General features: G+C 68.5%; 18 protein-coding genes. 3 read left to right on the top strand and 15 right to left on the bottom strand.

What is annotated here, in order from left to right; translation table 11 throughout:
* Nucleotides 1-48: 48 nt before the first annotated feature.
* The 3 genes from BEI_RS04060 to BEI_RS04050 form a co-directional block, all read right to left on the bottom strand.
* Entirely contained in the window at nucleotides 49-771 is a 723-nt protein-coding gene (locus BEI_RS04060; RefSeq protein WP_097788310.1) for a 3'-5' exonuclease, read from the bottom strand.
* Between the two features lie 15 nt (nucleotides 772-786).
* Nucleotides 787-2691: a DUF294 nucleotidyltransferase-like domain-containing protein gene (locus BEI_RS04055; protein WP_097788309.1), complete on the bottom strand. Its 1905-nt coding sequence runs from the start codon at nucleotides 2689-2691 to the stop codon at nucleotides 787-789.
* Nucleotides 2692-2833: 142 nt separating this feature from the next.
* Nucleotides 2834-3229: a DUF4168 domain-containing protein gene (locus BEI_RS04050; RefSeq protein ID WP_097788308.1), complete on the bottom strand. Its 396-nt coding sequence runs from the start codon at nucleotides 3227-3229 to the stop codon at nucleotides 2834-2836.
* 177 nt (nucleotides 3230-3406) lie between these two features.
* Between BEI_RS04050 and BEI_RS04045 the strand changes: the two genes are divergently transcribed.
* On the top strand, nucleotides 3407-4318 hold the full coding sequence (locus BEI_RS04045) for a DMT family transporter (protein ID WP_097788307.1): 912 nt from the start codon (nucleotides 3407-3409) through the stop codon (nucleotides 4316-4318).
* 41 nt (nucleotides 4319-4359) lie between these two features.
* Here BEI_RS04045 and purU read toward each other — a convergent pair whose 3' ends face one another.
* The 8 genes from purU to BEI_RS04005 all read right to left on the bottom strand — a co-directional run bounded on the left by purU (nucleotide 4360) and on the right by BEI_RS04005 (nucleotide 14446).
* Nucleotides 4360-5226 (bottom strand): formyltetrahydrofolate deformylase, encoded by an 867-nt coding sequence (gene purU / locus BEI_RS04040; RefSeq protein ID WP_097788306.1) that lies wholly within the window; start codon nucleotides 5224-5226, stop codon nucleotides 4360-4362.
* A 72-nt stretch (nucleotides 5227-5298) separates the two neighbouring features.
* Nucleotides 5299-5934, bottom strand: coding sequence for a sarcosine oxidase subunit gamma (locus BEI_RS04035; RefSeq protein WP_097788305.1), 636 nt, complete (start codon nucleotides 5932-5934; stop codon nucleotides 5299-5301).
* Nucleotides 5927-8965 carry a sarcosine oxidase subunit alpha family protein gene (locus BEI_RS04030; RefSeq protein ID WP_097788304.1) on the bottom strand — a complete coding sequence of 1013 codons (3039 nt, stop codon included), beginning with the start codon at nucleotides 8963-8965 and terminating at the stop codon, nucleotides 5927-5929. The genes BEI_RS04035 and BEI_RS04030 overlap by 8 nt, the downstream gene beginning before the upstream one ends.
* A complete protein-coding gene (locus BEI_RS04025; protein WP_097788303.1) occupies nucleotides 8962-9312 on the bottom strand; it encodes a sarcosine oxidase subunit delta in 351 nt (116 codons plus the stop codon). The genes BEI_RS04030 and BEI_RS04025 overlap by 4 nt, the downstream gene beginning before the upstream one ends.
* 12 nt (nucleotides 9313-9324) lie before the next feature.
* A complete protein-coding gene (locus BEI_RS04020; protein ID WP_097788302.1) occupies nucleotides 9325-10575 on the bottom strand; it encodes a sarcosine oxidase subunit beta family protein in 1251 nt (416 codons plus the stop codon).
* A 37-nt stretch (nucleotides 10576-10612) separates the two neighbouring features.
* Entirely contained in the window at nucleotides 10613-11911 is a 1299-nt protein-coding gene (glyA, locus tag BEI_RS04015; protein ID WP_097788301.1) for a serine hydroxymethyltransferase, read from the bottom strand.
* 301 nt (nucleotides 11912-12212) lie between these two features.
* Nucleotides 12213-13250, bottom strand: a complete 1038-nt coding sequence (locus tag BEI_RS04010; protein WP_097788300.1) for a GlxA family transcriptional regulator — start codon at nucleotides 13248-13250, stop codon at nucleotides 12213-12215.
* A gap of 89 nt (nucleotides 13251-13339) precedes the next feature.
* Nucleotides 13340-14446, bottom strand: a complete 1107-nt coding sequence (locus tag BEI_RS04005; RefSeq protein WP_097788299.1) for an FAD-binding oxidoreductase — start codon at nucleotides 14444-14446, stop codon at nucleotides 13340-13342.
* Between the two features lie 328 nt (nucleotides 14447-14774).
* Here BEI_RS04005 and BEI_RS04000 point away from each other — a divergent pair, with 328 nt between their 5' ends.
* Nucleotides 14775-16061, top strand: coding sequence for an aromatic ring-hydroxylating oxygenase subunit alpha (locus BEI_RS04000; protein ID WP_097788298.1), 1287 nt, complete (start codon nucleotides 14775-14777; stop codon nucleotides 16059-16061).
* 126 nt (nucleotides 16062-16187) lie between these two features.
* Here BEI_RS04000 and BEI_RS03995 read toward each other — a convergent pair whose 3' ends face one another.
* The 4 genes from BEI_RS03995 to fdhA all read right to left on the bottom strand — a co-directional run bounded on the left by BEI_RS03995 (nucleotide 16188) and on the right by fdhA (nucleotide 22936).
* Entirely contained in the window at nucleotides 16188-16427 is a 240-nt protein-coding gene (locus BEI_RS03995) for a hypothetical protein (protein WP_097788297.1), read from the bottom strand.
* A gap of 25 nt (nucleotides 16428-16452) precedes the next feature.
* Nucleotides 16453-19305 (bottom strand): formate dehydrogenase subunit alpha, encoded by a 2853-nt coding sequence (fdhF, locus tag BEI_RS03990; RefSeq protein ID WP_097788296.1) that lies wholly within the window; start codon nucleotides 19303-19305, stop codon nucleotides 16453-16455.
* A 12-nt stretch (nucleotides 19306-19317) separates the two neighbouring features.
* Entirely contained in the window at nucleotides 19318-21036 is a 1719-nt protein-coding gene (locus BEI_RS03985) for an NADH-ubiquinone oxidoreductase-F iron-sulfur binding region domain-containing protein (protein ID WP_097788295.1), read from the bottom strand.
* A 706-nt stretch (nucleotides 21037-21742) separates the two neighbouring features.
* Complete coding sequence (fdhA, locus tag BEI_RS03980) at nucleotides 21743-22936, bottom strand: formaldehyde dehydrogenase, glutathione-independent (protein WP_097788294.1); 1194 nt, start codon at nucleotides 22934-22936, stop codon at nucleotides 21743-21745.
* Nucleotides 22937-23418: 482 nt separating this feature from the next.
* Here fdhA and BEI_RS03975 point away from each other — a divergent pair, with 482 nt between their 5' ends.
* The gene (locus BEI_RS03975) at nucleotides 23419-24993 is read left to right on the top strand and encodes a BCCT family transporter (RefSeq protein ID WP_097788293.1); all 1575 of its coding nucleotides are present in this window, start codon (nucleotides 23419-23421) and stop codon (nucleotides 24991-24993) included.
* Nucleotides 24994-25003 lie beyond the last annotated feature (10 nt).

The raw sequence follows: 25003 nt of genomic DNA, 5'->3' as shown, positions 1-25003 counted from the left end.
GCCTGTGCCGCGACGCCCCCGGCGGCAATGCTTGCCGGCCAATGCCGATCAGCTCCAGATCGCCCCGATGGGGATTTCGGGACTGTAATGATGGGCGATCTGGGCCTGCAGCAGTTCCGCCGTGGCCAGGGCGTCGGTGAGGGCATGATGCCCCTGGTAGGGCGGCAGGCCGTAGCGTTCTCGGCTGTCATAGAGGCGGATCGAGGCCGGCGGGCGCCCCATCCAACGCTTGAAGCGGGCCAGCAGGGACTGGCGATGGATGCGTGCCTCCAGCGACATGGTGTCGATCACCGGGAACATGACCCCCTCGCCGAGCCGCGCCTTCACCGCGACGTCCAGGAAGGGGCGCTCGATGTGGCGGTAATGAACCACCGCCAGGCGACCGGCCAGGGCCTCGAGCAGCTCGCCGAGGATGTCGTCCAGTTCCGGGGCCTGGGCGATGTCGGCATGCGTGATGTGATGGAAGGTCACCGACTTGGCGCTGAGCGGGCGCCTCGGGCGCACGATCCAGTAGCGACGGCCGGTCAGACCGATCCGTTCCAGCGTGAAGGGCACCAGGCCGATGCTGACGATGGAGTTGCGGCGGGCGTCGAGTCCGGTGGTCTCCATGTCCAGCGCCACCAGCGGCGTCTCGGCGATGGGCGTCTCCGGCGCCGGTACTCCGGCGGCGAAGAAGCGCGCCAGGCGTGGATCCCGCGGGGCGCTGGCCCGGCTCGAGACGAAGCCGCGCCAGTCGGGTACCTGCGCCCTTCCCCTGGGTAACCCTAGCATCCCGCATCTCCCTGGTTATTTCGTCCGCGACGGCATCGGATAGCGGAACTTGAGGAACTTCTGGGCGTGACTCAAGGCCTGGAAGGCGTCCTTGAGGTTGTGGCGCTCGCTGCTGGAGACGTTCTCCGGCTCGATGTTGTTGTCCGGTGGATGATCGTGCTCGATGTCGATCACCTGGTGCCGGATCCGCGACATCGACAGGAACTCCAGGGCATAGCGCAGGCGATCGCTGACCCCGGGGGCGAGCAGCTGGGTACGGTCGATGTCGTCGAGCCGGTCGAAGCTGTTCTGGGCATTCGAGCCGCAGGCCAGGGCGTGCACACGGATCAGGTCGACCATGGGTGCGGTGCCGCGCCGCTTGAGGTTGATGGAATTGTTGTGCTTGCCGTCCTTCTCCATCACGAAGGTGCGGAAGAACCCCAGCGGTGGCGTGCGATTGAGGGCGTTGCGGGCCATGGCCGCCAGGAACAGCGGATGGCGGGCGGCCTGCTCGGCCACCAGGTCCTGGAGCTGCTCCACCAGGACGTTCTCCCCATAGACGGCATCCAGGTCGAAGAAGATCGAGCTGTGCAGCAGCCGCTCGGGACTGGGGGCCTCGATCCACTCCATGAAGTAGCGCTTCCACACCGCCAGCGGCTGCCGCCACTGGTCGTTGGTGGCCATGATGTCGCCCTTGCAGTAGGGGTAGCCGCAGGCATCCAGGCCATCGGAGACGAACTTGGCCAGTTCGCGGAAGTAGGCGTCGTGCTCGGCCGGATCGAAATCGTCGGAGAGGACCAGGGCATTGTCCTGGTCGGTGACGATGGATTGCTCGTTGCGGGCCATGGAGCCCAGCGCCATGAAACAGTAGGGCACCGGGGGCGGCCCCAGGCTTTCCTCCGCCAGCTCCAGCAGGCGACGGGTGAAACTGCGCGCGATGGTGGACAGGGCGCTGCCCACCATGCGCGAGTCGGCGCCCTCCTCGACCATGCGCACGAAGGCCCCGCTGACGTCGGGCGCCAGCTTGGCCAGCCCCTCCACGCTGGGCTGGTGATAGATATTGCTCACCAGGTAGAGGCTGCTCTGGGTCTCGTAGCGAATGATGTCGGAAAGATGCACGATGCCGACCGGACGGCGACGATGCATCACCGGCAGGTGATGGATGTTGTGCCGGAGCATGCACAGCATGGCTTCGTGGACCGACTCGTCGGACTGCACGGCGATCACCCGATCGGCCACCACCTCGCCCACCGGCGTGTCCGGCGACAGCCCCCCGGCCACCACCTTGGTACGGAAGTCGCTGTCGGTGAGGATGCCCCGCACCTGCCAGCCCCGATCCTCGCTGTCGCGGAAGGTATAGCGGGGATTGTCGCCGGGCTTGTCCAGGACCAGCACCGCCGACGCCTGGTAGTCGGTGATCAGTCGCGCGGCCTCCTGGACGGTGGTCGAGGCCTCGACCATCACCGGGTAGCGGGTGAGCAGCTTGCGTACCCGGGTGATCATCATGTCGTTGTTCTTCTTCTGCTCCTCCACGGCACTCTCGAGGCGCGGCCGCAGCAGCTCGACGAAGTCGGCGAAGTCTTCGTCGGCCTCGCAGAGATGTCGGAAGACCGCCTCGGGAATGAAGTAGATGAGGGTGTCTTCCATGGCCTTGGCGGGGTAGCGGACCCGGCGGTTCCGCAGCAGGCTGAACTGGCCGAAGATGTCGCCCTCCCCCAGGCGATTGTAGAGCTCCCCGCCGCGCCGGTAGACCTCCACGGCGCCGCTGCGGATGTAGCACAGCTCGTGGAGTTCCTGGTCCAGGGAGAGGATCTCCTTGCCGGCCTTGAAGTAGGCCACCTCGACCTGGCTGGCGACCTCGTCGAGCAGCTCGTCGGTGAGGGTGTCGAAGGGCGGGAAGCGCCCCAGGTGCTGGCGGATCTCCAGCAGTTCCACGTCCATGGCCTGACTCCCGCGGAGATGGTGGATAGGGGTAGTCTGAAAGGGCCATCGGAGGCTGTAAACCCTGCCGAACGACGAAGGGCCACCCGAAGGGTGGCCCCGTGCCGCTCCTGGCGCGCGGCGGTGCCGCGCCCCGCTGGCCTCAGGAAGAGGAGGACGGCTGCGCCATCGCCTGGACGCGCTGCATCAGCTCCGGATCCTGCTGAATGGCCTCACCGATGGCATTGAAGGTATCCACCTCGAGACCGCTGGCTTCCACCGCCTCGACCATCTTGTCGTTGGCCTCCTGACGGACCTGCTGCTGAGCCTGTTCGCCCTCGGCCTCCTGCAGCCGCTGGGTGTAGTCCTGGGAGATCACCGCGATCTCCTTGGAGGCATCGGCGAACTTCTGCAGCTGATCGTCGGAGAAGTTCTGGGCCTGGGCCTCCGCCTGGGCAGGCTCGGCGGCCCCCTCGGCGGACTCCTGGGCATGGGCGAGGGAGCCCATCAGGCCGGCACTGAGCAGGGCGGCGGAGAACAGGGCGGTGAAACGTTGCATGAATACCTCCAAGAATCGTGATGTTGCAAGCGATCGAATGCCCCCCTGTGACGATCCATGAAGCCCTGGGTTCACCGCCGCCATGTAACGGTTTGTAATGCTTTGACCATCGGCGGGCTGGTCACCGGCGCTCGTCCCCGCCAAGATGGCCCCTCCACTCCCCGGACTCGAGTTCCCATGACAGCGGATCGTCGCCGACGGGCCTGGCTGGCCGCCATGCCCCTGCTCTTCGTCGCCCTCTGGAGCACCGGTTTCATCGGTGCCAAGTTCGGGCTGCCCTACGCCGAGCCCTTCACCTTCCTCTTCGTGCGCTTCCTGCTGACCCTGGTGCTGCTGGTCCCCCTCGTGGGCCTGTTGGGCGGGCGCTGGCCCAGGGGGCTCGCCAACTGGGGCCATATCGCCCTCTCCGGCCTGCTGGTCCACGCCGCCTACCTGGGCGGGGTCTTCTATGGCATCGAGCTCGGCATGCCGGCGGGACTCGCCTCGCTGCTGGTCGGGCTGCAGCCCCTGCTGACCGCGGCTCTCTCCGGCCCCCTGCTCGGCGAGCGTCTGGGGCGTCGCCAGTGGCTCGGCCTGGTGATGGGGCTCGCCGGGGTCGCCCTGGTACTGGGCGGCAAGCTCGACCCGGGCCAGGCCCTCTTCCGGGGCTTCGGCCTCGGCGCGCTGGGCGCCGTGATGGTGGCCCTGGCGGGCATCTCGCTGGGCACGCTCTACCAGAAGCGCTACTGTGCCGGCATGCCGCTGCTCGGCGGAACCGTGGTCCAGTACCTCGGGGCGGGCGCGCTGCTGGGGCTGGGGGCCCTCACCGTCGAGACCCGCCACATCGAGTGGAGCCCGACCTTCCTGCTGACCCTGGGCTGGCTGGTGCTGGTGCTGTCGATCAGCGCCATCCTGCTGCTGATGACGCTGATCGAACGCGGCGAGGCCTCCCGGGTGGCGAGCCTCTTCTACCTGGTGCCGCCGGCCACCGCCCTGGAAGCCTGGTGGCTGTTCGACGAGCGTCTGCCGGCGATCTCGCTGGCCGGCATGGCCCTGGCCATCGCCGGGGTGGTCCTGGCCGTTAAGGGCGGGCGGCCCGCCCAGCGCTAGGCGCGGACGGCCTCGTCTCCCCGGTCACCGGGCCGGGGCGATCAGCGCGCGAAGACCACCGTCTTGCCCCGGTGAAGGAAGACCCGACGCTCGAGGTGATAGCCGACGGCTCGGGCCAGGGTCAGGCATTCGATGTCGCGGCCCTTCGCCACCAGGTCCTCCGGGTAGTCGGCATGGCTGACCGCCTCCACCCCCTGGGTGATGATCGGCCCCTCGTCCAGGTCGTCGTTGATGTAGTGGGCGGTGGCCCCGACCAGCTTGACGCCCTTCTCGTAGGCCTGGTGGTAGGGCTTGGCCCCCTTGAAGCCGGGCAGCAGGGAGTGATGGATGTTGATGGCCCGGCCGGCGAGCCGCTCGCACATCTCGCTGGAGAGCACCTGCATGTAGCGGGCCAGGATCACCAGTTCCGCGCCGCTCTCCTCGATCACCTGCCAGACCCGAGCCTCCTGATCCGCCTTGGTCTCCGGCGTGATCGGGAAGTGGTAGTAGGGCAGGCCGTGCCAGTCGGCCAGCGGCTGCAGGTCGGGGTGGTTGGACACCACCGCGCGGATGTCGATGGGCAGCTGGCCGGTGCGGTAGCGATACAGCAGGTCGTTCAGGCAGTGATCGGCCTTGGAGACCATGATCACCACCGGCGTGCGCTCGTCCGGGGCGGTGAGCTCGAAGGCCATCTCGAACTCATCGGCCCGAGACGCGAAGGCGGCCTGGAAGGCCTGGGCATCGAAGTCGGGATCCTGAGGCCGGAACTCGGTGCGGATGAAGAAACGCTCGGCGTGGCGATCGTCGAAGGACTGCTGCTCGGTGATGTAGCAGCGGCTTTCCTTCAGGAAACGGGTGACCACGTCGACGGTGCCCAGGCGGCTCGGACACTGGGCGGTGAGGATCCAGGTAGCGGCGCTACGGCTCATGGCGAATCTCCTGACGAAGCAGGCCGGGGCAAGCCCCGGCCTGGTCTGGTCATACGGGTGGGGCGGTCGGGATCAACGCTCGACGCCGATGCCATACTCGTCGCCGGCATCCAGCAACCAGCGATAGGTATAGTCGGCGAAGCTGCGGCGCACCACCAGCTCCCAGCGCTCCTCGCTGGGCCGGCGCAGGATCACCGTGGTCTTGGCGAAGACGGTGGTCACCCCCTTGCCCACCGGGAAGTGGCTGGGGTGCACGTCGTAGACTACCGACTTCATCAGCAGCTCCCGGGCGGCTTCGCCCTCGAGTTCCAGCAGGGTCTGCCCCCCGCCGACGTTGCTGATGGCGAAGTGGGCACCGCCCAGGGCCTCGCGCAGCCGGTTCTCGAGCTCGAATTCCTCGCCGCCGGGAACGATCACCAGCCACTCGTCCGGGGAGATCCACTGGATGGACCGCCGGCCGTCGGCGTCATGAACGAGCCCCTGGGGCTCGCCGGGCAGCGTCACGCCGAGCACCTCGCGGACCGCCTCGTCGAGGACGATGGCGCCGCCGCGCAGCACCAGGTGCCCCAGGAAGGGCCGCTCGCGCAGCACAACCCGGCTCTTGGCGGTGGGGGCCGGAGCCCCCGAACGCCGGTAGGAGTAGGCCAGCGGTGATTCCACCGGGATCTTGGCCTCGGTGCGGGTATCGAAGGTGGCGACGTTAGACATTCTGGCGCTCTCCCTTGGGATCGACGAAGATCGGGCTGACGATTTCGGCCTCGTGGACCTGGCCGTCGGCCATGGGCAGATAGACGGACTCGCCCATCTTCTGCTGGCCGCCCTTGACCACGGCCAGGGCGAAGCCCGAATCCAGGGTCGGGCTGTAGTAGCTGGAGGTCACGTGCCCCACCATCGGCATGGGGATGGCGTGCTGGGGATCGAAGACGATCTGGGCGCCCTCTTCCAGCACCACCTTGGGGTCCTTGGGCCGGAGGCCCACCAGCTGCTTGCGGTCGGACCGCTTGGTATCCGGACGCGACAGGGCCCGCTGGCCGATCCAGGAGAACGGCTTGTCGTAGCCCACGCACCAGTGCATCCCGAGATCTTCCGGGGTCACCGAGCCGTCGGTGTCCTGGCCGGCGATGATGAAGCCCTTCTCGGCGCGCAGGACATGCATCGTCTCGGTGCCATAGGGCGTCAGGCCATACTTCTCGCCATGGGCGAACAGGGTCTCCCAGACGTGCAGGGCATAGTTGGCCTGGACGTTGATCTCGAAGGCCAGCTCGCCGGTGAAGGAGATGCGGAACACCCGTGCCGGGACCCCGGCGACGACGCCCTCGCGCCAGTCCATGAACTTGAAGGACTCGCGATCCAGGTCCATGTCCGTGACCTCGGCCAGCAGCTTGCGCGCCTCGGGCCCGGTGATGGTCATGGTCGCCCAGTGGTCGGTCACCGAGTTGAAGTAGACCTCCAGCTCCGGCCATTCGGTCTGGTGCCACAGCTCGAGCCATTCCAGCACCGTGGCGGCACCGCCGGTGGTGGTGGTCATCAGGAAGTGGTTCTCGCCCAGGCAGCTGGTGGTGCCGTCGTCGAACACCATCCCATCGTCCTTGCACATCAGGCCGTAGCGGACGCGGCCGGGTGCCAGCTTGGCCCACTTGTTGGTGTAGACCCGACCCAGGAACTCCCGGGCATCCGGTCCCTGGATGTCGATCTTGCCCAGGGTGGAGGCGTCTAGGATGCCCACCGCCTCGCGCACCGCACGGCACTCGCGCGCCACGGCCTCGTGCATGGTCTCGGTCTTGCCGTCGACCTTGCGCGGGAAGTACCAGGGGCGCTTCCACTGGCCCACGTCCTCGAACTCGGCGCCGTGCTCCACGTGCCACTGGTGCATGGCGGTGTAGCGCTCGGGATCGAAGAGGTCGCGGCAGTGGCGGCCGACGATGGCGCCGAAGGTCACCGGGGTGTAGTTGGGGCGGAACACCGTGGTGCCCACCTCGGGGATCGGCCGGCCCAGGCAGCGGGCGGCGATGGCCATGCCGTTGATGTTGCCGAGCTTGCCCTGGTCGGTGCCGAAGCCCATGGCGGTGTAGCGCTTGACGTGCTCGATGGACTCGAAGCCTTCCCGGGTGGCGAGCTCGATGCCCGCCGCGGTGACGTCGTTCTGCAGGTCGACGAACTGCTTGGGGGCGCGCAGGGTCGGCTTCTCGTGGGGCACCTGGTAGAGCGCCACGGCCGCGCCGTCGCGCCGCTCGGCGACCTGGGGCAGGCGCACCTCGGCGGCGGCGAAGCCGACCTCCTCGGCGGCCCGGGCACCGGCGGCGACGCCGTCGGCCAGGACCCGCCCGGTGGCGTAGACGCCCTGGGCGCCGCCGGCGGCGCTCACGCCCTTCACCAGGGTCGGCACGAAGCCCAGGATGTCGTCGTTCCAGGTGGGCCGGCCGCCGGTGTGGGAGGCCAGGTGGATGACCGGGCTGTAGCCGCCGGAGCTGGCGATGGTGTCGCAGGCCAGGGTCTCGGCACTGCCGGCGACCCGGAAGCCGTCCGGGTCGATCTTCGCCACCCGGGCGGCGTTGACGCGGGACTCGCCCTTGGCCTCGATCACCGCGCTGCCGGGAAGGATGCGGATGCCCAGGGCGCGGGCCTGCTCGACCAGCTCGCCGTCCGGGTTGGCCCGGGCGTCGGCGATGGCCACCACCTCGCGACCGGCTTCGACCCAGTCCAGGGCCGCACGATAGGCATGGTCGTTGCTGGTGGAAAGGACCAGCTTGCGCCCCGGCACCACCCCGTAGCGACGGATGTAGGTGGACACGGCCCCGGCCAGCAGGTTGCCCGGCACGTCGTTGTTGCCGTAGACCAGCGGGCGCTCGTGGGCGCCGGTGGCCAGCACCACCCGGCCGGCCCGCACGCGGTGCATCCGCGAGCGCGCCTGGCGACGACCGTCCTTGACCGGCGCGGTGTCGGCCAGGTGTTCGGTGCGCCGCTCGTGCAGGGTCACGAAGTGATGATCGTGATAGCCGTTGGCGGTGGTCCGTGGCAGCAGGGTCACGTTGTCCATGGCGGCCAGCGCCTCGAGGGTCTCGGCGACCCAGGCGTCGGCGGGCTTGTCGTCGAGCCGCTCGCGGGAATCGAGCAGCGAGCCGCCCATCTCCTCCTGCTCGTCGGCCAGGATCACCCGGGCACCGCTGCGCCCGGCGGCCAGCGCCGCGGCCAGGCCGGCCGGGCCGGCGCCGATCACCAGGACGTCGCAGTGCTGATGGAGATGATCGTAGAGGTCCGGATCCTTCTCCATCGGGCTGCGCCCCAGGCCGGCGCTCTTGCGGATGTATTTCTCGTAGGTCATCCACATGGAGGCCGGGGCCATGAAGGTCTTGTAGTAGAAGCCCGGAGGCATGAACTGGCCGCCCAGCTTGCCGATCAGGCTCATCAGGTCGCGCTGGACGTTGGGCCAGCCGTTGGTGCTGCGCGCCTCCAGGCCCTCGTAGAGCGCCTGCTGGGTGGCGCGCACGTTGGGCACCTGGGCGGCCTCGGTCTTGCCGAGCTGGACCACGGCGTTGGGCTCCTCGGCGCCGGCGGCGACGATGCCGCGGGGGCGGGAGTACTTGAAGCTGCGGTTGACGATATCGACGCCATTGGCCAGCAACGCCGAGGCGAGGGTGTCGCCGGCATGGCCCTGGTAGCGCTGGCCGTTGAAGGTGAAGCTCAGCTTGCGGGAGCGGTCGATGCGACCGCCCCGGGCGAGGCGATTGAGCTGGCTCATGCGCGGACTCCTTCACGAAGCGATGCCTGGTCGGCGGCGTCCCGGGACGGCCGGCCTTCGGGGTGCTCGGCGGTGATCGTCGGCTGCTCCCCCATCCGGTAGGTCTCGAGGATCTCGTAGGTCACGGTGTGGCGGGTGACGTTGAAGAACTTGCGGCAGCCCACGGCGTGCACCCACAGCTCGTGATGGATGCCGCGCGGGTTGTCGCGGAAGAACAGGTAGTCGCCCCACTCCTCGTCGCTGCAGGCGTCCGGGTCCAGGGGACGGGCGATGTGCGCCTGGCCCTTGGGATGGAACTCCTCTTCCTCGCGGAGCTCGCCGCAATAGGGGCAATGGATATACAGCATGGCGATATCTCCTTAGTGGGCGACGCCGGCGGCGCCATGCTCATCGATCAGCGCCCCGGTGTTGAAGCGATCGATGGAGAAGGGCGCGGCGATCGGGTGCATCTCGCCCTTGGCGAGGCTGGCGGCGAACACATGGGCCGAGCCGGGGGTCGCCTTGAAGCCGCCGGTGCCCCAGCCGCAGTTGAAGTAGAGACCCTTGACCTTCGTCTTGGAGAGGATCGGACAGGCGTCGGGGCAGGTGTCGACGATGCCGCCCCACTGCCGGTTCATGCGCACCCGGGAGAAGATCGGGAACATCTCCACGATGGCCTGCAGGGTGTGCTCCACGGTGGGGTAGCTGCCGCGCTGGCCGTAGCCGTTGTAGCCGTCGATGCCGGCGCCAATGACCAGGTCACCCTTGTCGGACTGGCTGATGTAGCCATGCACGTGGTTGGACATCACCACGGTGTCGAGCACCGGCTTGAGCGGCTCGGAGACCAGCGCCTGCAGCGGGTGGGACTCCAGCGGCAGCTTGATGCCGGCCATGCCGGCCAGCACGCCGGAGTTGCCGGCCGCCACGCAGCCGACGGTCTTGGCCTCGATGTCGCCGCGGTTGGTGTGCACGCCGTAGACCTGGCCGTCGCGGATCTTGAAGCCGGTGACCTCGGTCTGCTGGAGGATGTCCACGCCGTGGGCATCGGCGGCACGGGCGAAGCCCCAGGCCACGGCGTCGTGGCGGGCCACGCCGGCCCGGGGCTGCCAGGAGGCGCCGAGCACCGGGTAACGGGCATTCTTGGAGCAGTCCATGATCGGCACCAGCTCCTGGACGCCCTTGGCATCCAGCACCTCACCGTCGATGCCGTTCAGCCGGTTGGCGTTGACCCGGCGCTGGATGTCGCGCATGTCCTGCAGGGTGTGGCCCAGGTTGAGCACGCCGCGCTGGGAGAACATGACGTTGTAGTTGAGGTCCTGGGACAGGCCCTCCCACAGCTTCATGGAATGCTCGTAGAGCGCCGCGGCCTCGTCCCACAGGTAGTTGGAGCGCACGATCGTCGTGTTGCGCGCGGTGTTGCCGCCGCCCAGCCAGCCCTTCTCGATCACGGCGACGTTCTTGACGCCGAACTCCTTGGCCAGGTAGTAGGCGGTCCCCAGACCATGGCCGCCGCCGCCGACGATGATGACGTCGTAGGCCTTCTTGGGCGTGGGGTTGCGCCACTGGCGCTGCCAGTTCTCGTGGTGGCTCAGCGCGTGCTTGACCAGCCCGAAGCCGGAATAACGTTGCATAGGGTCTTCTCCTCAAGGTCCCCGCCGGGGAGCGGGCTCACGCGATGGAAGTGTCGGCCGCCTCGGTGGCGGCCTGGCCATAGACCGGATGGCGGGTGCAGAGCTCGGCCACCTTGCCCCGCACCTCGGCCTCGATCTCGGCGGTATCGGCGCCCTGGGCCAGGACATCGAGGATGTCGCAGATCCAGCCGGCGAGGGTCTCGCACTCCGCCTGACCGAAGCCGCGGGTGGTCACCGCCGGGGTGCCGATGCGCAGCCCGGAGGTCACGAAGGGGCTCTGGGGATCGTTGGGCACGGCGTTCTTGTTGACCGTGATATGGGCGCGCCCCAGGGCGGCATCCGCATCCTTGCCGGTCACGCCCTGCTTGATCAGCGAGACCAGGAAGAGGTGGTCGTCGGTGCCCCCGGAGACCACGTCGAACCCGCGCTCGACGAAGACGCCGGCCATGGCCTTGGCGTTGTCGATGACCTGGGCCTGGTAGCGCACGAAGTCCTGGCTCATGGCCTCGCGGAAGGCCACCGCCTTGGCGGCGATGACGTGCATCAGCGGGCCGCCCTGCTGGCGGGGGAAAACCGCGCCGTTGAGCTTCTTGTAGAGCGCCTCGTCGCCGCTGGCGGAGAGGATCAGGCCGCCGCGGGGGCCGCGCAGGGTCTTGTGGGTGGTGGTGGTCACCACGTGGGCGTGGGGCAGCGGGCTCGGGTAGTGGCCGGCGGCGACCAGGCCGGCGACGTGGGCCATGTCGACCATCAGCCAGGCGCCCACGGCGTCGGCGATGTCGCGGAAACGCCGCCAGTTGATGACCCGGGAATAGGCCGAGAAACCGGCGATGATCAGCTTGGGCTTGTGCTCCTGGGCCAGGCGCTCGACCTCGTCGTAGTCGATCTCGCCGGTCTCGGGATTCAGGCCGTACTGGACGGCGTGGTAGTACTTGCCCGAGAAGTTGGGGGCCGCGCCGTGGGTAAGGTGGCCGCCGTGGGCCAGGCTCATGCCCAGCACGGTGTCGCCCGGGGAGACGAGGGCCATGAAGGCCGCGGCGTTGGCCTGGGCCCCGGAGTGGGGCTGGACGTTGGCGTAGTCGGCGCCGAACAGGGCGCAGGCCCGCTCGATGGCCAGCCGCTCGACCACGTCGACGTGCTCGCAGCCGCCGTAGTAGCGCTTGCCGGGATAACCCTCGGCGTACTTGTTGGTCAGCTGAGAGCCCTGGGCCTCCATGACCTGGGGACTGGCGTAGTTCTCGGAGGCGATCAGCTCGATGTGGGCTTCCTGACGCGCCACCTCGTCGGCGATGGCGGCGGCGATCTGGGGGTCGGCTGTTGTAAGGTTGTTGGCGTTCATGACATCACCCTGGGGATTGGCTTCTCAACGGTATGCAAAAGGGGGATGCGCGGTATTCTGAAAACGACACCGCCATCATCGAGCGAGACAGGCTGGCAGGTCGGGATCGCCCCGGGTGCCTGCTCCTGCCACCCCTCTATTGATAGCGGAGCCGATCGGGCAAAGATTGAACGTATGCGACAACTTTGCGGCCATAATCGCGCCAGCCGCGCCAAGCCCTTGTTTTGCCTGAGTGGAGTCGTCGCATCGCGGCGCGGTAGGGAAGCCCCCGGCTGTACCCGCCGCGGCGCGGGTCGACGCGCTACGAGGACGCCGGCCGGGCCTCGATGTGCAGGAAGAAGGGATCCACCGGGGCCGAGCCTTCCCCGGCCGCCTTGCGCACCGCGGTGGGGGTGGTGCCGAAGGCATCGCGGAAGTGCCGGGAGAAGTGGGCGGTGTCGGCGAAGCCGCACCGCTCGCCGATCTCGGTGACGCTCTTGGCGGTGTAGTGCAGCAGCCAGAGCCCGTAGCGCAGGCGCAGGTCCCGGGCGAACTTCTGGGGCCCGACCCCCAGCTCCTCGCGGAACTTGCGCTCGATGTTGCGTCGCGAGGTGCCGACCCGCCTGGCCAGCTCGTCCACCGAGATCATCTGACCCAGGTGCTGCTCGATGATGCCGATGGCACGGCGCACCACCCGATCGGCCACCTTGTCGAAGATCACCGGCTGGGGCTGGGGATGACTCCCCGGGCGCGCCTCGTCGATCAGCATGATGTGCAGGCTCTTCATCGCCCAGGCCTTGCCCAGGTGACGCTCCACCAGGTAGGCGGCCAGGTCCGCCGAGGCGGTGCCCCCGGCGCAGGTCAGGCGATCGCCGTCGTCGATGAACAGCCGGTCCGCCACCGGGGCGATGTCGGGAAAGCGTCGAGTCAGGTCGCCGTGGTGATACCAGCTGACGCAGCAGCGCCGCCCCGCCATCAGGCCGGCCTGGATCAGTGCGAAGACGCCGGTGCAGACCCCCACCAGGGGCACCCCGGCCCGGGCCACCCGTTTCAGGTAGCCGATCGCCGCCTCGTCCACGGCATCGTGCTCGTCCTGGACGCCGCCGATGACCACGATGTAGTCGAACTCGGCCGGATCGCGGAAGGGGGAGCAGGGAGTGATGGCGGCCCCGCAACTGGACAGCGCATCCCGCCCGCCGCCGGTCATGAACACCCAGTGGCAGCGCAGCTGCCGCGAGCGATCGCCCTCGTCCGCGGCCAGGCGCAGGCAGTCGACGAAGCCGGCGAAGGGCATCATGGTGAAGCGGTGCAGGAGGACGAAGCCGACCGACAGCGGCGGCGTCTCGGGGGAAGCGGTCATGGCGGGCAGGCCCCGGCGGCAGACGGAGAGAGGGGCTCAGTGTCGGCGGCAGGCCGTCCGGGCGCAAGGCCCGGACGGCCGGGCAAGGCTCAGTATTCCACCACCACGTCGCCCTTGGGCTTGCTGCAGCAGGAGAGAATGTAACCCTCGGCGATGTCCTCGTCGGTGATACCGCCGTTGTGCTCCATCTCGACCTCGCCGGCGGTCAGCGACACCCGGCAGGTGCCGCAGATGCCCATGCCGCAGGCCTTGGGGATGTGCAGGCCCAGCTTGGCGGCGGCGGTGTGCACCGTCTCGTCGGGTTGGATGCGCACGCTCTTGCCGGTGGCGCTGAACTCGACGTTGATCATGTCGGAGGCGTCGAGCTCCTCGGCCTCGGCCTCGGCCTGCTCGACGTGCTCGATGACCTCCTCCTGGACATCCAGCGGCGTGGCGCCGAAGGACTCCTCGTGGTAGCGGCTCATGTCGAAGCCGTTCGCCTCGAGCAGGTGCTTGACGGCGTTCATGTAGGGGGTCGGGCCGCAGCAGAAGATCTCGCGATCCATGAAATCCGGGGCCATCAGCTCGAGCATCTGCTGGGTGAGGAAGCCCCGGAAGCCCGACCAGGCTTCGCCCAGGTCGTCGCTGCGCTCGCAGACCAGGTGCAGCCTGAACTCGGGGATCCGCGAGAAGATGTGCTCCAGCTCCCGATGGAAGATCAGGTCGCGCGGCGTGCGGGCGCTGTGCACGAACTCCACGTCCACGGCGGCATTGGTGTCGAACAGCCAGCGCATCATGGACATCAGCGGCGTGATGCCCACGCCCCCGGAGAGCATCAGCACCTTGTCGGCCGGGTAGTCGATGATGTTGAAGTTGCCCACCGGCCCGTGCACCGCCAGCTCGTCGTTGACCTTGAGGTTGTCGTGCAGCCAGTTGGAGACGACCCCGCCCGGCATGCGCTTGACGGTGATCGAGAAGCTGTAGGGGACCGACGGCGAGCTGGAGATGGTGTAGGAGCGCATGACCTGCTGGCCATCGATCTCCAGCTCCAGGGTCACGAACTGCCCCGGCTTGAAGAAGAACATGACCGGCTGCTCGGCCATGAAGCAGAAGGTGCGGGTATCCCAGGTCTCCTGGATCACCTTGACGCAGCGCACCAGATGGCGGCCGTTGGTCCAGGTCTGGGTGGTAACGGGGTTGAGGAAGCTCATTGTCATTGTCGCGTCGCCTGGGGTGCAGCGGGAGGGTCTCCGACCGCGGTGCCACCGCCTGCCGTTGAGCGAATTCTGCGGAGGGGGACGCGACGCCACTTGCCTGCGAGCGACATATGCATACCCATCACATCCACCCTGACATGTTTTTGTCGCCCGCCAGGTCGCAGGTGCACCGTCGTGCGTCGCCGGCAGACAACTAGCCCCCGGACCACTGCTCCACACTGCGCTGCAACCCGCCACGGGGCCCACCAGTGAGCGGCGTACACGACCTTGGCGAACCCCAACAACCCCGAGGCCGCCCGAGCGGCCCAGCAATTGAGGAAGTGTCTAGATGGATCCCATGTCTCTCGACCGCCTGGATGATCCCCTGGCCCCGGCACGCGAGGCCACCGCCGAGCTGTTGGCCAACCGTCGCCGCGGCTTCTCCCTCCCCCAGCCGTTCTACAACGACGAGCGGCTGTTCCAGCTCGACATGCAGGAGATCTTCGAGAAGGAATGGCTGTTCGCCGGCATGACCTGCGAGATCCCCACCAAGGGCAGCTTCATCACCCTGGAGATCGGCGACAACCCGGTGGTCATCGTCCGCGGCAACGACGGCGAGGTCCACGCCTTCCACAACGTCTGCCGCCATCGGGGATCGCGCCTGTGCGTCAGCGACAAGGGCAAGGTGGCCAAGCTGGTCTGTCCCTATCACCAGTGGACCTACGAGCTCGACGGCCGGCTGCTGTTCGCCGGCACCGACATGGGCAAGGACTTCGACCTCTCCGCCTACGGCCTCAAGCCCGTGAACGTGCGCACCGCCGGCGGCTACATCTTCGTCAGCCTGGCCGACGAGCCACCCGCCATCGACGAGCTGCTGGAGGCCCTGGAGCACTACCTGGCCCCCTATGACATGGACAACGTCAAGGTCGCGGTGGAGTCGAGCATCGTCGAGCAGGCCAACTGGAAGCTGGTCATCGAGAACAACCGGGAGTGCTACCACTGCAGCGGCTCGCACCCGGAACTGCTGAACTCCCTCCAGGAGTTCGACGACAGCGACGACCCGCGGGCGACCCCGGCCTACAAGGCCCTGGTCGAGCGCAAGCAGGGCGAATGGGACGCCATGGGCGTGCCCTGGCAGCTCAAGCGTATCGGCAAGCGTAACCGCCTGACCCGCACCCCGCTGCTCGAGGGCACCGTGTCCATGACCATGGACGGCCAGCCCGGTTGCAAGAAGCTGATGGGGCGGCTGCAGAGTGCCGACCTCGGCGCCCTGCGCATCCTTCACCTGCCCAATTCCTGGAACCACTACATGGGCGATCACGCCGTGGTCTTCCGGGTCATGCCGATCGGCCCCCAGCAGACCCGGGTCACCACCAAGTGGCTGGTGCACAAGGACGCCGTGGAAGGCGTCGACTACGACCCGGCCCAACTGCGCCGCGTCTGGGACGCCACCAACGACCAGGACCGTCGCCTGGCCGAGGAGAACCAGCGGGGCATCAACTCCAAGGGCTACGAGCCGGGCCCCTACTCCGAGACCTTCGAGTTCGGGGTGATCGACTTCATCGACTGGTACAGCGAGCGCATGCTGGAGAACCTGGGCCGCAGCGCCTCTCACCTCCAGCTGGCCCAGGGCTGAACCCTGCCCCCGAAGGCTCCGCCCCCGGCGGGGCCTTGTTCACGAGGGCATCCGGCCCGGCAAAACCAAGGACGCCCCGCCCGATCGACTCGGGCGGGGCGTCCGTCGTTGCAGGGGTGGAGGGCCTCAGCGCAGGCCGGGCAGCAGGAAGCGCTCGATGGCGGCGCGCACCGAGGGCAGCATCACGTCGGTCTGCTCCATCAGCTCGTGCACCAGCTCCTGGAGGCCGGGCACGCCCACCTCCGCATGCTTGCGCAGCGCCATGCGGGCGCAGGTCTCGGGACAGGCTCCCTCGGGGATACGGATGCCGAGCGCCACCAGGCGGTCGCGGAAGTCATCCCCGTCGATCAGGTCGACGATCATCATGGTCGTGCTCTCCTCTCTTCCGCACTCAGGTCGGCGCCTCGGTCGCGGCCCCCGCCGGCGACAGCCGACAGGCGGCGTACTTGAACTCGGGGATCTTGCCGTAGGGATCGAGTGCCGGGTTGGTCAGGATGTTGGCGGCCGCCTCGGCGTAGCAGAAGGGCACGAAGACCATGCCTTCCGCCATGCCGGGGTCGACCCGCGTCTTCAGGGTGATATGGCCTCGCCGGGTGGTGATGGTCAGCGGCTCCCCCGGGGCGAGCCGGAGCCGTCGCAGTTCCCCCGGGGCCAGGCTGGCCACGGCCTCGGGCTCCAGGTCGTCGAGCACCCGGGCCCGACGGGTCATGGACCCGGTGTGCCAATGCTCCAGCTGGCGCCCGGTGGTCAGCACCGTGGGGTAGTCGCCGTCGATCGGCTCGTCCGGCGGCAGCGGCAGGGTCGGCGAGAACCTCGCCCTGCCCGAGGCGGTGGGGAAGGCATCGCCGAACACCACGTCGGCGCCCGGGGCGTCGTCCGCCGGGCAGGGGTAGGTCACGGAACCCTCGCGCTCCAGCCGCTCCCAGGAGATGTGATCCAGCGACGGCATGCCGCGCTTCATCTCGGCGAAGACCTCCCGGGGATGGCCATAGTCCCAGGCCAGGCCGAAGCGCCGGGCGATCTCCTGGATGATCCACCAGTCGACCCTGGCCTCGCCCGGCAAGGGGGTCGCCTGCCGGCCCAGCTGCACCTGGCGGTTGGTGTTGGTCACGGTGCCGTCCTTCTCCGGCCAGGCGGAGGCCGGCAGGATGACGTCGGCGAACTGGGCGGTCTCGGTGACGAACAGGTCCTGCACCACCAGGTGCTCGAGGGCGGCCAGGGAAGCCCGGGCATGGTCGAGGTCCGGGTCGGACATCGCCGGGTTCTCGCCCAGGATGTACATGCCGCGCACCACGCCGTCGCGAATGGCGTCCATGATCTCCACCACGGTCAGTCCCGGCGTGTCGTCCAGGGGCGTGCTCCACAGCTCCTCGAAGGCCGCGCGCAGCTGGGCGTCGCCCACGGGCTGGTAATCCGGCAGCACCATGGGGATCAGACCGGCGTCCGAGGCGCCCTGGACGTTGTTCTGGCCGCGCAGCGGGTGCAGGCCGGTACCGGGCCGGCCGGTGTGGCCGCAGGCCAGCGCCAGCGAGATCAGGCAGCGGGCGTTGTCGGTGCCGTGGACGTGCTGGGAGATGCCCATGCCCCAGAAGATCATGGCCCGCTCGGCCGTGGCATAGAGCCTGGCCACCTCGCGGATGTCCTCCGCGGGGACCCCGCAGCTCGCCGCCATCGCCTCGGGGGTGAGGTCCCGGACGTGCTCGGCCAGGGCGGCGAAGCCCTCGGTGTGGGCGGCGATGTAGTCGTGGTCGACCAGATCCTCGGTGACGATGACGTTGAGCATGGCGTTGAACAGCGCCACGTCCGCGCCCGGGGTGAAGCGCAGGGTCTTGTGGGCATGGGCGCCCAGGGCCTGGCCCCGCGGATCGATGATGACGAGCCTGGTGCCCCGCTTGGCGGCCTGCTTGAAGAAGGTCGCCGCCACCGGATGGTTCACCGCCGGGTTGCAGCCGGTGAGGATCACCAGGTCGGCCTGGGCGGCCTGCAGGAAGGAAGCGGTCACCGCGCCGGAGCCGATGCACTCCATCAGCGCCGCCACCGAGCTGGCATGGCACAGCCGGGTACAGTGGTCGACATGGTTCGAACCGAAGCCGGTGCGCACCAGCTTCTGGAACAGCCAGGCCTCCTCGTTGGAGCACTTGGCACTGCCGAAGCCGGCGAGCGCCTGGGGGCCGTGGGCCGTCTTCAGGTCGACGAGCCCCTGGGCGGCCAGATCCAGGGCCTCCTCCCAGCTCGCCTCGCGGAAGTGGGTGGTCGGGTCGGCCGGATCGAAATCGGGATCCAGCCCCTTGGGCACGCCGGGCTTGCGGATCAGCGGGGTGGTGAGGCGCGCGGGGTGTCGCGGATAGTCGAAGCCGAAGCGGCCCTTCACGCACAGCCGGTTGTGGTTGGAGGGGCCGTCCCGGCCGGAGACGTGCAGGATCTCGTCGTCCTTGAGGTGATAGGTGAGCTGGCAGCCCACCCCGCAGTAGGGACAGACGGAGTCCACGGTGCGGTCGGCGATCGCCGAATCGCCGCGCCCCGCCTCGTCGACCAGGGTGGCCGGCATCAGGGCACCGGTGGGACAGGCCTGGACGCACTCGCCGCAGGCCACGCAGGTGCTCTCTCCCATGGGATCGTCGAAGTCGAAGACCACCTTGGCGGCGGCGCCGCGATTGGCCAGGCCGATGACGTCGTTGACCTGGACCTCGCGACAGGCCCGCACGCAGAGGTTGCATTCGATGCAGGCGTCCAGGTTCACGGCCATCGCGGTATGCGAGCGATCGTGCACCGGCGAGGCGGCCCGCTCGGCCACGTGATGCACCGTCGGCGCCGTACGCGCATCACCCGACGGCAGCCACTGGCCCACCACGGCGGCGTCGATGCCCAGGCCATCGGCCATGGCCCAGAAGTGGCTGGAACGGTCCGGGCTCTCCTCCCGCGGCGGCTGGTCGACGACCAGCAGCTCGAGCACCCCTTCCCGGGCGGTGCGGGCCCGCTCGGAGGAGGCGCTGTGGACCACCATGCCGGGGGCGTCGTCGAGCAGGCAGCTGGCGGCCAGGGCACGCTCGCCTTCGATCTCCACCATGCAGGCCCGGCAGTTGCCGTCGGCCCGATAGCCATGGGCGTCCTTGAAACACAGGTGGGGGATGGTCTCGCCGGCCCGCTTGGCAACCTGCCAGAGGGTCTCGCCGGGGCCGGCCTGCACCTCCACGCCGTCCAGGGTCAGGGTAAAGCTTTCGTTAACGTTCTCGTGGGTGGTCATGGTCTCGTCTCCCTACCCTTTCACGATCACGTTCTGGGCGGCGAGCGCGTCGCGGAAGTTCCGCAGCAGCCCGAGCACCGGGTTGGGCGCTGCCTGACCGAGGCCGCAGATGGAGGCGTCCATCATCACCTGGGACAACCGTTCGAGGTCCGCCGCCTGCCAGGTGTCCCGCTCGAGCAGGGTCAGCATCTTCTCGGTGCCCACCCGGCAGGGGGTGCACTGGCCGCAGGACTCGTCGGCGAAGAAGGCCAGCAGGTTGGTGGCCACGTCGCGCAGGTCGTCCTGGTCGGACAGCACGATGATGGCCGCCGAGCCGATGAAGCAGCCCTCGGCCTGCAAGGTATCGAAGTCGAGGGGGATGTCCGCCTTGCTCGCCGGCAGGATGCCGCCGGAGGCTCCCCCGGGCAGGTAGGCGGCCAGCCGGTGGCCGTCCGGCAGGCCGCCGCAGTATTCCTCGACCAGCTCGTTCAGCGTGATGCCCGCGGGCGCCAGGTGGACCCCGGGCCGGTTGACGCGCCCGGATACCGAGAAGCTGCGCAGTCCCTTGCGGCCATGGCGCCCCTGGTCGGCGAACCAGGCGGCGCCCTCTTCCCAGATCCGCGGGATCCAGTAGACGGTCTCGACGTTGTTGACCAGGGTCGGGCGGTCGAAGAGGCCTCGCTGGGCGACGAAGGGCGGGCGGTGCCGCGGCTTGCCGGGCTTGCCCTCCAGCGACTCGATCATCGCCGACTCCTCGCCGCAGATGTAGGCACCGGCGCCGCGGCGCAGCACGATGTAACCGGGGTCGACCAGGCCGGCGGCCTCCAGCTCGGCGATGGCCTCGTGGAGCACCCGATGCAGGCCGGGATACTCGTCGCGCAGGTAGACGTAGAGGGCCTCGGCCTCCACGGCCCAGGCGCTGACCAGGGCGCCCTCCAGGAAGCGATGGGGCTCCCGTTCCAGGTAATGGCGATCCTTGAAGGTGCCGGGCTCGCCCTCGTCCGCGTTGATGGCGCAGTAGCGCGGACCGGGTTCGGCGCGCACGAAGCCCCACTTCTTGAAGGTGGGAAAGCCGGCGCCGCCCAGCCCGCGCAGGTTGGCGGCCTCCAGGGTCTTCGTCAGCGCCTCGACGCTCAGCTTGCCGGCCCGGCAGTCGGCGAGCAGCCGGTAGCCGCCGGCGCCGCGATAGGCGTCGAGCTTCTGCCAGAGGATCGCCTCCGGGTGGAAGTGCCCGGTGTCGACCACCGCCTCCACCGCTTCCGGGGTGGCATGGCTGACGTGACGATGCCCCACCTCCACTACCGGGGCCATGTCGCAGCGGCCCATGCAGGGAGCCCGGAGCACCCGCACCGACGCCGGATCGGCACCGGCCTCGAGCTCGGCCTTGAGGGCGGCCGCACCGGCCAGCTGGCAGGACAGCGAATCGCAGACCCGCACCGTGACCCGCGGGGGGGGCGCCTGGTCGTCATGGACCACGTCGAAGTGGGCGTAGAAGGTGGCGGTCTCGTATACCGCCGCCATGGGCAGGTTCATATAGGCGGCCAGGGCACGTAAGTCGCCGAGCGCTAGATGCCCCTTCTCGTCCTGGATGACATGGAGATGCTCGATCAACCGGTCCCGGCGACGAAGCGCCGGGGCGTCGCGCTCGTCGCCCAGCAGCTCGCGCAGCGCCTCCAGGGCGGCGGGGTCGAGATCACGGCCACGGGGCTTGCCGCGGAAGCGGCGCTTGGGGGTCACGGTCTGGACGCTCATGGCGGACTCGCATGGTCGGCTTCACCCGAAAGGTTGGCACCCCCCTCGCCGGCTGGCAACGCCGAGAGGGGGCCGAGGCGGGGCCAGGGACATGCCGATGTCGTTTTCGGCAAGGTCGCCCTCGACGCGTGACGGCGCCCCTCGGGGCGCCGTCATCGGCTGGCGGTCGTGGCCAGGCGACCACACTGCCGCGGGGGTCGATTCCCCGAATCGGCTCGCCGCCCCGCCTTTCGGGCGGCGATGCAGTCGCACGGACCTTCGTCAAGCGGCGACGCTGCCATGGGGATCGATTCCCCGAATCGGCTCGCCGCCCCGCCTTTCGGGCGGCGATGCAGTCGCACGAACCTTCGTCAAGCGGCGACGCTGCCATGGGGGTCGATTCCCCGAATCGGCTCGCCGCCCCGTCTTTCGGGCGGCGATGCAGTCGCACGAACCTTCGTCAAGCGGCGACGCTGCCATGGGGGTCGATTCCCCGAATCGGCTCGCCGCCCCGCCTTTCGGGCGGCGATGCAGTCGCACGGACCTTCGTCAAGCGGCGACGCTGCCATGGGGGTCGATTCCCCGAATCGGCTCGCCGCCCCGCCTTTCGGGCGGCGATGCAGTCGCACGGACCTTCGTCAAGCGGCGACGCTGCCATGGGGGTCGATTCCCCGAATCGGCTCGCCGCCCCGCCTTTCGAGCGGCGATGCAGTCGCACGGACCTTCGTCAAGCGGCGACGCTGCCATGGGGGTCGATGACGAATTTCTTCGCCGCCCCGCCATCGAAGTCGGCGTAGCCCTTGGGCGCCTCGTCCAGGGTGATCATCTGGACGTTGACCGCATCGGCGATCTTGACCTTGTCGAAGAGGATCGCCTGCATCAGCGGGCGGTGGTACTGCATCACCGGGCACTGGCCGGTATGGAAGCTGTGGGACTTGGCCCAGCCGAGGCCGAAGCGCATGCTCAGTGCGCCCTGCTTGGCGGCGTCGTCGACGGCGCCCGGGTCCTCGGTTACGTACAGGCCCGGGATGCCGATCTGACCACCGGCGCGGGTCAGCGACATGGCCGAGTTCAGCACCGTCGCCGGCGCCTCCTTGCCGTGGTTGCAGCCGCAGGCATGGGCCTCGAAGCCGACGCAGTCGACGAAGGCGTCGACCTCGCGCTCGCCGAGGATCGCCTCGATCCGGTCGGCCATGTCGCCTTCCTGGGTCAGGTCGAGGGTCTCGCAACCGAAGCTGCGGGCCTGGGCCAGGCGCTCCTCGATCATGTCGCCGACGATCACGCAGGCCGCCCCCAGCAGCTGGGCGGAGACCAGCAGGGTCAGGCCCACGGGACCGGCCCCGGCGATGTAGACGGTGCTCCCCGGCCCCACGCCGGCGGTGACGCAGCCGTGGAAGCCGGTGGGGAAGATGTCGGACAACAGGGTCAGGTCGCGGATCTTCTCCATGGCCTGATCGGCGTCCGGGAACTTCAGCAGGTTGAAGTCCGCATAGGGCACCATGACGTATTCGGTCTGGCCGCCGACCCAGCCGCCCATGTCGACATAGCCGTAGGCGGCGCCGGGACGCGCCGGGTTGACGTTAAGGCAGATGCCCGTCTTGCCTTCCTTGCAGTTCCGGCAGCGCCCGCAGGCGATGTTGAACGGCACCGAGACCAGGTCGCCGGGTTGGATGAATTCCACGTCGCGTCCGCATTCGACCACCAGGCCGGTAATCTCGTGACCCAGCACCAGGCCGGAAGGCGCGGTGGTACGCCCACGCACCATGTGCTGATCGCTGCCGCAGATGTTGGTGGTCACGACCTTCAGGATCACCCCGTGGTCGCACTTGCGATTGCCCAGGGCGAGTTCCGGGTAGGCGATGGATTCGACGGCGACTTGACCCGGGCCCTTGTAGACGACTCCGCGGTTGGCTGCACTCATGGCTGGCTTCCTTCGTCTTGTTGTAGGGGACGGCGCGAACGCCGCCCCACGACCTTAGCCGCTTCGACGCCTCGGAATGTTCCGAACGAGTCATCGGCATGCCTGTACGAGACATCGCCACCAGGGTGGCGGCCAGACGCAGCCGGGGGTCGTTCTTGCGACACTCCCCGCTGCGCTACCTGCGGATGATATCCGGCAGGTTCCCGACGTCAGCCTACCGAGACATCACGGCAGGATCGTCGACGATGGCTTATGAAAGGTAAGCCTGACGGTGAGAAACATTTGCTTCTCACCTCCGAATAGTCGCAGTAGCCTGCTTCGGTCTAAGGAACCTCCATCACCACCATTCCCGTGACGCCATCGAACAATGGCGCCTGTCTTTCGCTGCGCACTTCAACAGGAGCCATCGCTTATCCGAGAAAAAATCCACGACAAGACGTCTTAAACATGAGCCAAGCGACAAGAACAACAGAGGACTTTTCATGACCCACGACGACGACCCTATCCTGGCCCCAGGCCAGGACAACAAGCAGCTACTGGGCCTGGATTTCCACAATCCCGTCTTCCCCTTCTCGGCCCTGGCCATCCTGGCCTTCATCCTTTATGCCCTGGTCTACCCCGATGCCGCGAGCACCCAGCTGACCGCCGCCCGAGGCTTCGCGATCGAGCACTTCGACTGGCTGTTCATGATCGCCGGCAACATCTTCGTGGTGCTCTGCCTGGCGCTGATCGTACTGCCCCTGGGGCGCATCCGCCTCGGCGGGACCGACGCCCGGCCGGAGCACTCCACTCTTTCCTGGTTCAGCATGCTGTTCGCCGCCGGCATGGGCATCGGCCTGATGTTCTGGAGCGTGGCCGAGCCGGTGGCCTACTACACCGACTGGTACGGCACGCCGCTGAATGCTCCCGCCGGCACCCCCGAAGGCGCCAGCGCCGCCATGGGCGCCACCATGTTCCACTGGGGCCTGCATCCCTGGGCGATCTATGCGGTGGTCGGCCTGTCCCTGGCCTTCTTCGCCTACAACCGCGGTCTGCCGCTGACCCTGCGCTCGGCCTTCACGCCGCTGCTGGGCGAGCGGGTCCGGGGTTGGCTCGGCCACGTGATCGACATCGTCGCGGTGCTGTCGACCATCTTCGGCCTGGCCACCTCGCTGGGCTTCGGCGCCTCCCAGGCCGCCGGCGGCCTCAACTACCTGTTCGACGTGCCCAACACCCTGGGGACTCAGATCGCCATCATCGTCGGCGTCACCGTCGTGGCGCTGTTCTCGGTGTGGCGTGGCATCGACGGCGGGGTGAAGCTGTTCTCCAACATCAACATGGTGATCGCCCTGCTGCTGCTGGTGTTCGTGGTGACCACCGGTTCCACCCTGCTGTTCGTCAACGGGCTGTGGGACACCAGCGTCGCCTACCTGAGCCATATCGTGCCCCTTTCCAACTGGATCGGCCGCGAGGACAGCACCTGGTTCCATGGCTGGACGGTGTTCTACTGGGCCTGGTGGATCTCCTGGTCGCCCTTCGTCGGCATGTTCATCGCCCGGGTCTCCCGGGGACGCACCGTGCGCGAGTTCCTGATGGCGGTCCTGCTGGTGCCGACCCTGGTGACCATCGTGTGGATGAGCGCCTTCGGCGGCAACGCCCTGGCCCAGTCCGCGGGCGGGGTCGGTGCCCTGGCCGACGGCATCGGCGAGGTGTCGCTGGCGATGTTCCAGATGCTCGAGCATCTGCCGCTGACCACCCTGACCTCCACCATGGCCATCGTGCTGGTGCTGGTGTTCTTCATCACCTCCTCCGACTCCGGTTCCCTGGTGATCGACAACATCACCGCCGGCGGCAAGACCGACGCCCCGCGCACCCAGCGGGTGTTCTGGGCCACCCTGGAAGGGGTGATCGCCGGCATCCTGCTCTACGGGGGCGGGGACAAGGCGCTCGGCGCCCTGCAGGCCGGCGCCGTGGCCACCGGCCTGCCCTTCACCCTGGTACTGCTGGTGATGTGCGTGGGGCTGGTCAAGAGCCTGCGCGAGGAACAGCGCGCCCTGGGACTCGCCGCCGCCTCCTGAGGTCACGTCA

Origin of the sequence: Halomonas beimenensis (genome assembly GCF_002549795.1) — a bacterium.
GTDB classification, from domain to species: domain Bacteria; phylum Pseudomonadota; class Gammaproteobacteria; order Pseudomonadales; family Halomonadaceae; genus Halomonas; species Halomonas beimenensis.
The sequence above is the reverse complement of the archived record's forward strand: the minus strand, read 5'-3'. Positions and strand labels throughout refer to the sequence as shown.

Excerpts from the sequence above, each read along its gene's own strand:
- fdhF (WP_097788296.1), bottom strand. The coding sequence starts at position 19,305 with ATGACCACCCACGAGAACGTTAACGAAAGCTTTACCCTGACCCTGGAC.
- BEI_RS03975 (WP_097788293.1), top strand. The coding sequence starts at position 23,419 with ATGACCCACGACGACGACCCTATCCTGGCCCCAGGCCAGGACAACAAG.
- BEI_RS04060 (WP_097788310.1), bottom strand. The coding sequence starts at position 771 with ATGCTAGGGTTACCCAGGGGAAGGGCGCAGGTACCCGACTGGCGCGGC.
- BEI_RS04050 (WP_097788308.1), bottom strand. The coding sequence starts at position 3,229 with ATGCAACGTTTCACCGCCCTGTTCTCCGCCGCCCTGCTCAGTGCCGGC.
- BEI_RS03985 (WP_097788295.1), bottom strand. The coding sequence starts at position 21,036 with ATGAGCGTCCAGACCGTGACCCCCAAGCGCCGCTTCCGCGGCAAGCCC.
- BEI_RS04000 (WP_097788298.1), top strand. The coding sequence starts at position 14,775 with ATGGATCCCATGTCTCTCGACCGCCTGGATGATCCCCTGGCCCCGGCA.
- glyA (WP_097788301.1), bottom strand. The coding sequence starts at position 11,911 with ATGAACGCCAACAACCTTACAACAGCCGACCCCCAGATCGCCGCCGCC.
- BEI_RS04035 (WP_097788305.1), bottom strand. The coding sequence starts at position 5,934 with ATGTCTAACGTCGCCACCTTCGATACCCGCACCGAGGCCAAGATCCCG.
- BEI_RS04045 (WP_097788307.1), top strand. The coding sequence starts at position 3,407 with ATGACAGCGGATCGTCGCCGACGGGCCTGGCTGGCCGCCATGCCCCTG.
- fdhA (WP_097788294.1), bottom strand. The coding sequence starts at position 22,936 with ATGAGTGCAGCCAACCGCGGAGTCGTCTACAAGGGCCCGGGTCAAGTC.
- BEI_RS04020 (WP_097788302.1), bottom strand. The coding sequence starts at position 10,575 with ATGCAACGTTATTCCGGCTTCGGGCTGGTCAAGCACGCGCTGAGCCAC.
- BEI_RS04005 (WP_097788299.1), bottom strand. The coding sequence starts at position 14,446 with ATGACAATGAGCTTCCTCAACCCCGTTACCACCCAGACCTGGACCAAC.
- purU (WP_097788306.1), bottom strand. The coding sequence starts at position 5,226 with ATGAGCCGTAGCGCCGCTACCTGGATCCTCACCGCCCAGTGTCCGAGC.
- BEI_RS04030 (WP_097788304.1), bottom strand. The coding sequence starts at position 8,965 with ATGAGCCAGCTCAATCGCCTCGCCCGGGGCGGTCGCATCGACCGCTCC.
- BEI_RS03995 (WP_097788297.1), bottom strand. The coding sequence starts at position 16,427 with ATGATGATCGTCGACCTGATCGACGGGGATGACTTCCGCGACCGCCTG.
- BEI_RS04025 (WP_097788303.1), bottom strand. The coding sequence starts at position 9,312 with ATGCTGTATATCCATTGCCCCTATTGCGGCGAGCTCCGCGAGGAAGAG.
- BEI_RS04055 (WP_097788309.1), bottom strand. The coding sequence starts at position 2,691 with ATGGACGTGGAACTGCTGGAGATCCGCCAGCACCTGGGGCGCTTCCCG.
- BEI_RS04010 (WP_097788300.1), bottom strand. The coding sequence starts at position 13,250 with ATGACCGCTTCCCCCGAGACGCCGCCGCTGTCGGTCGGCTTCGTCCTC.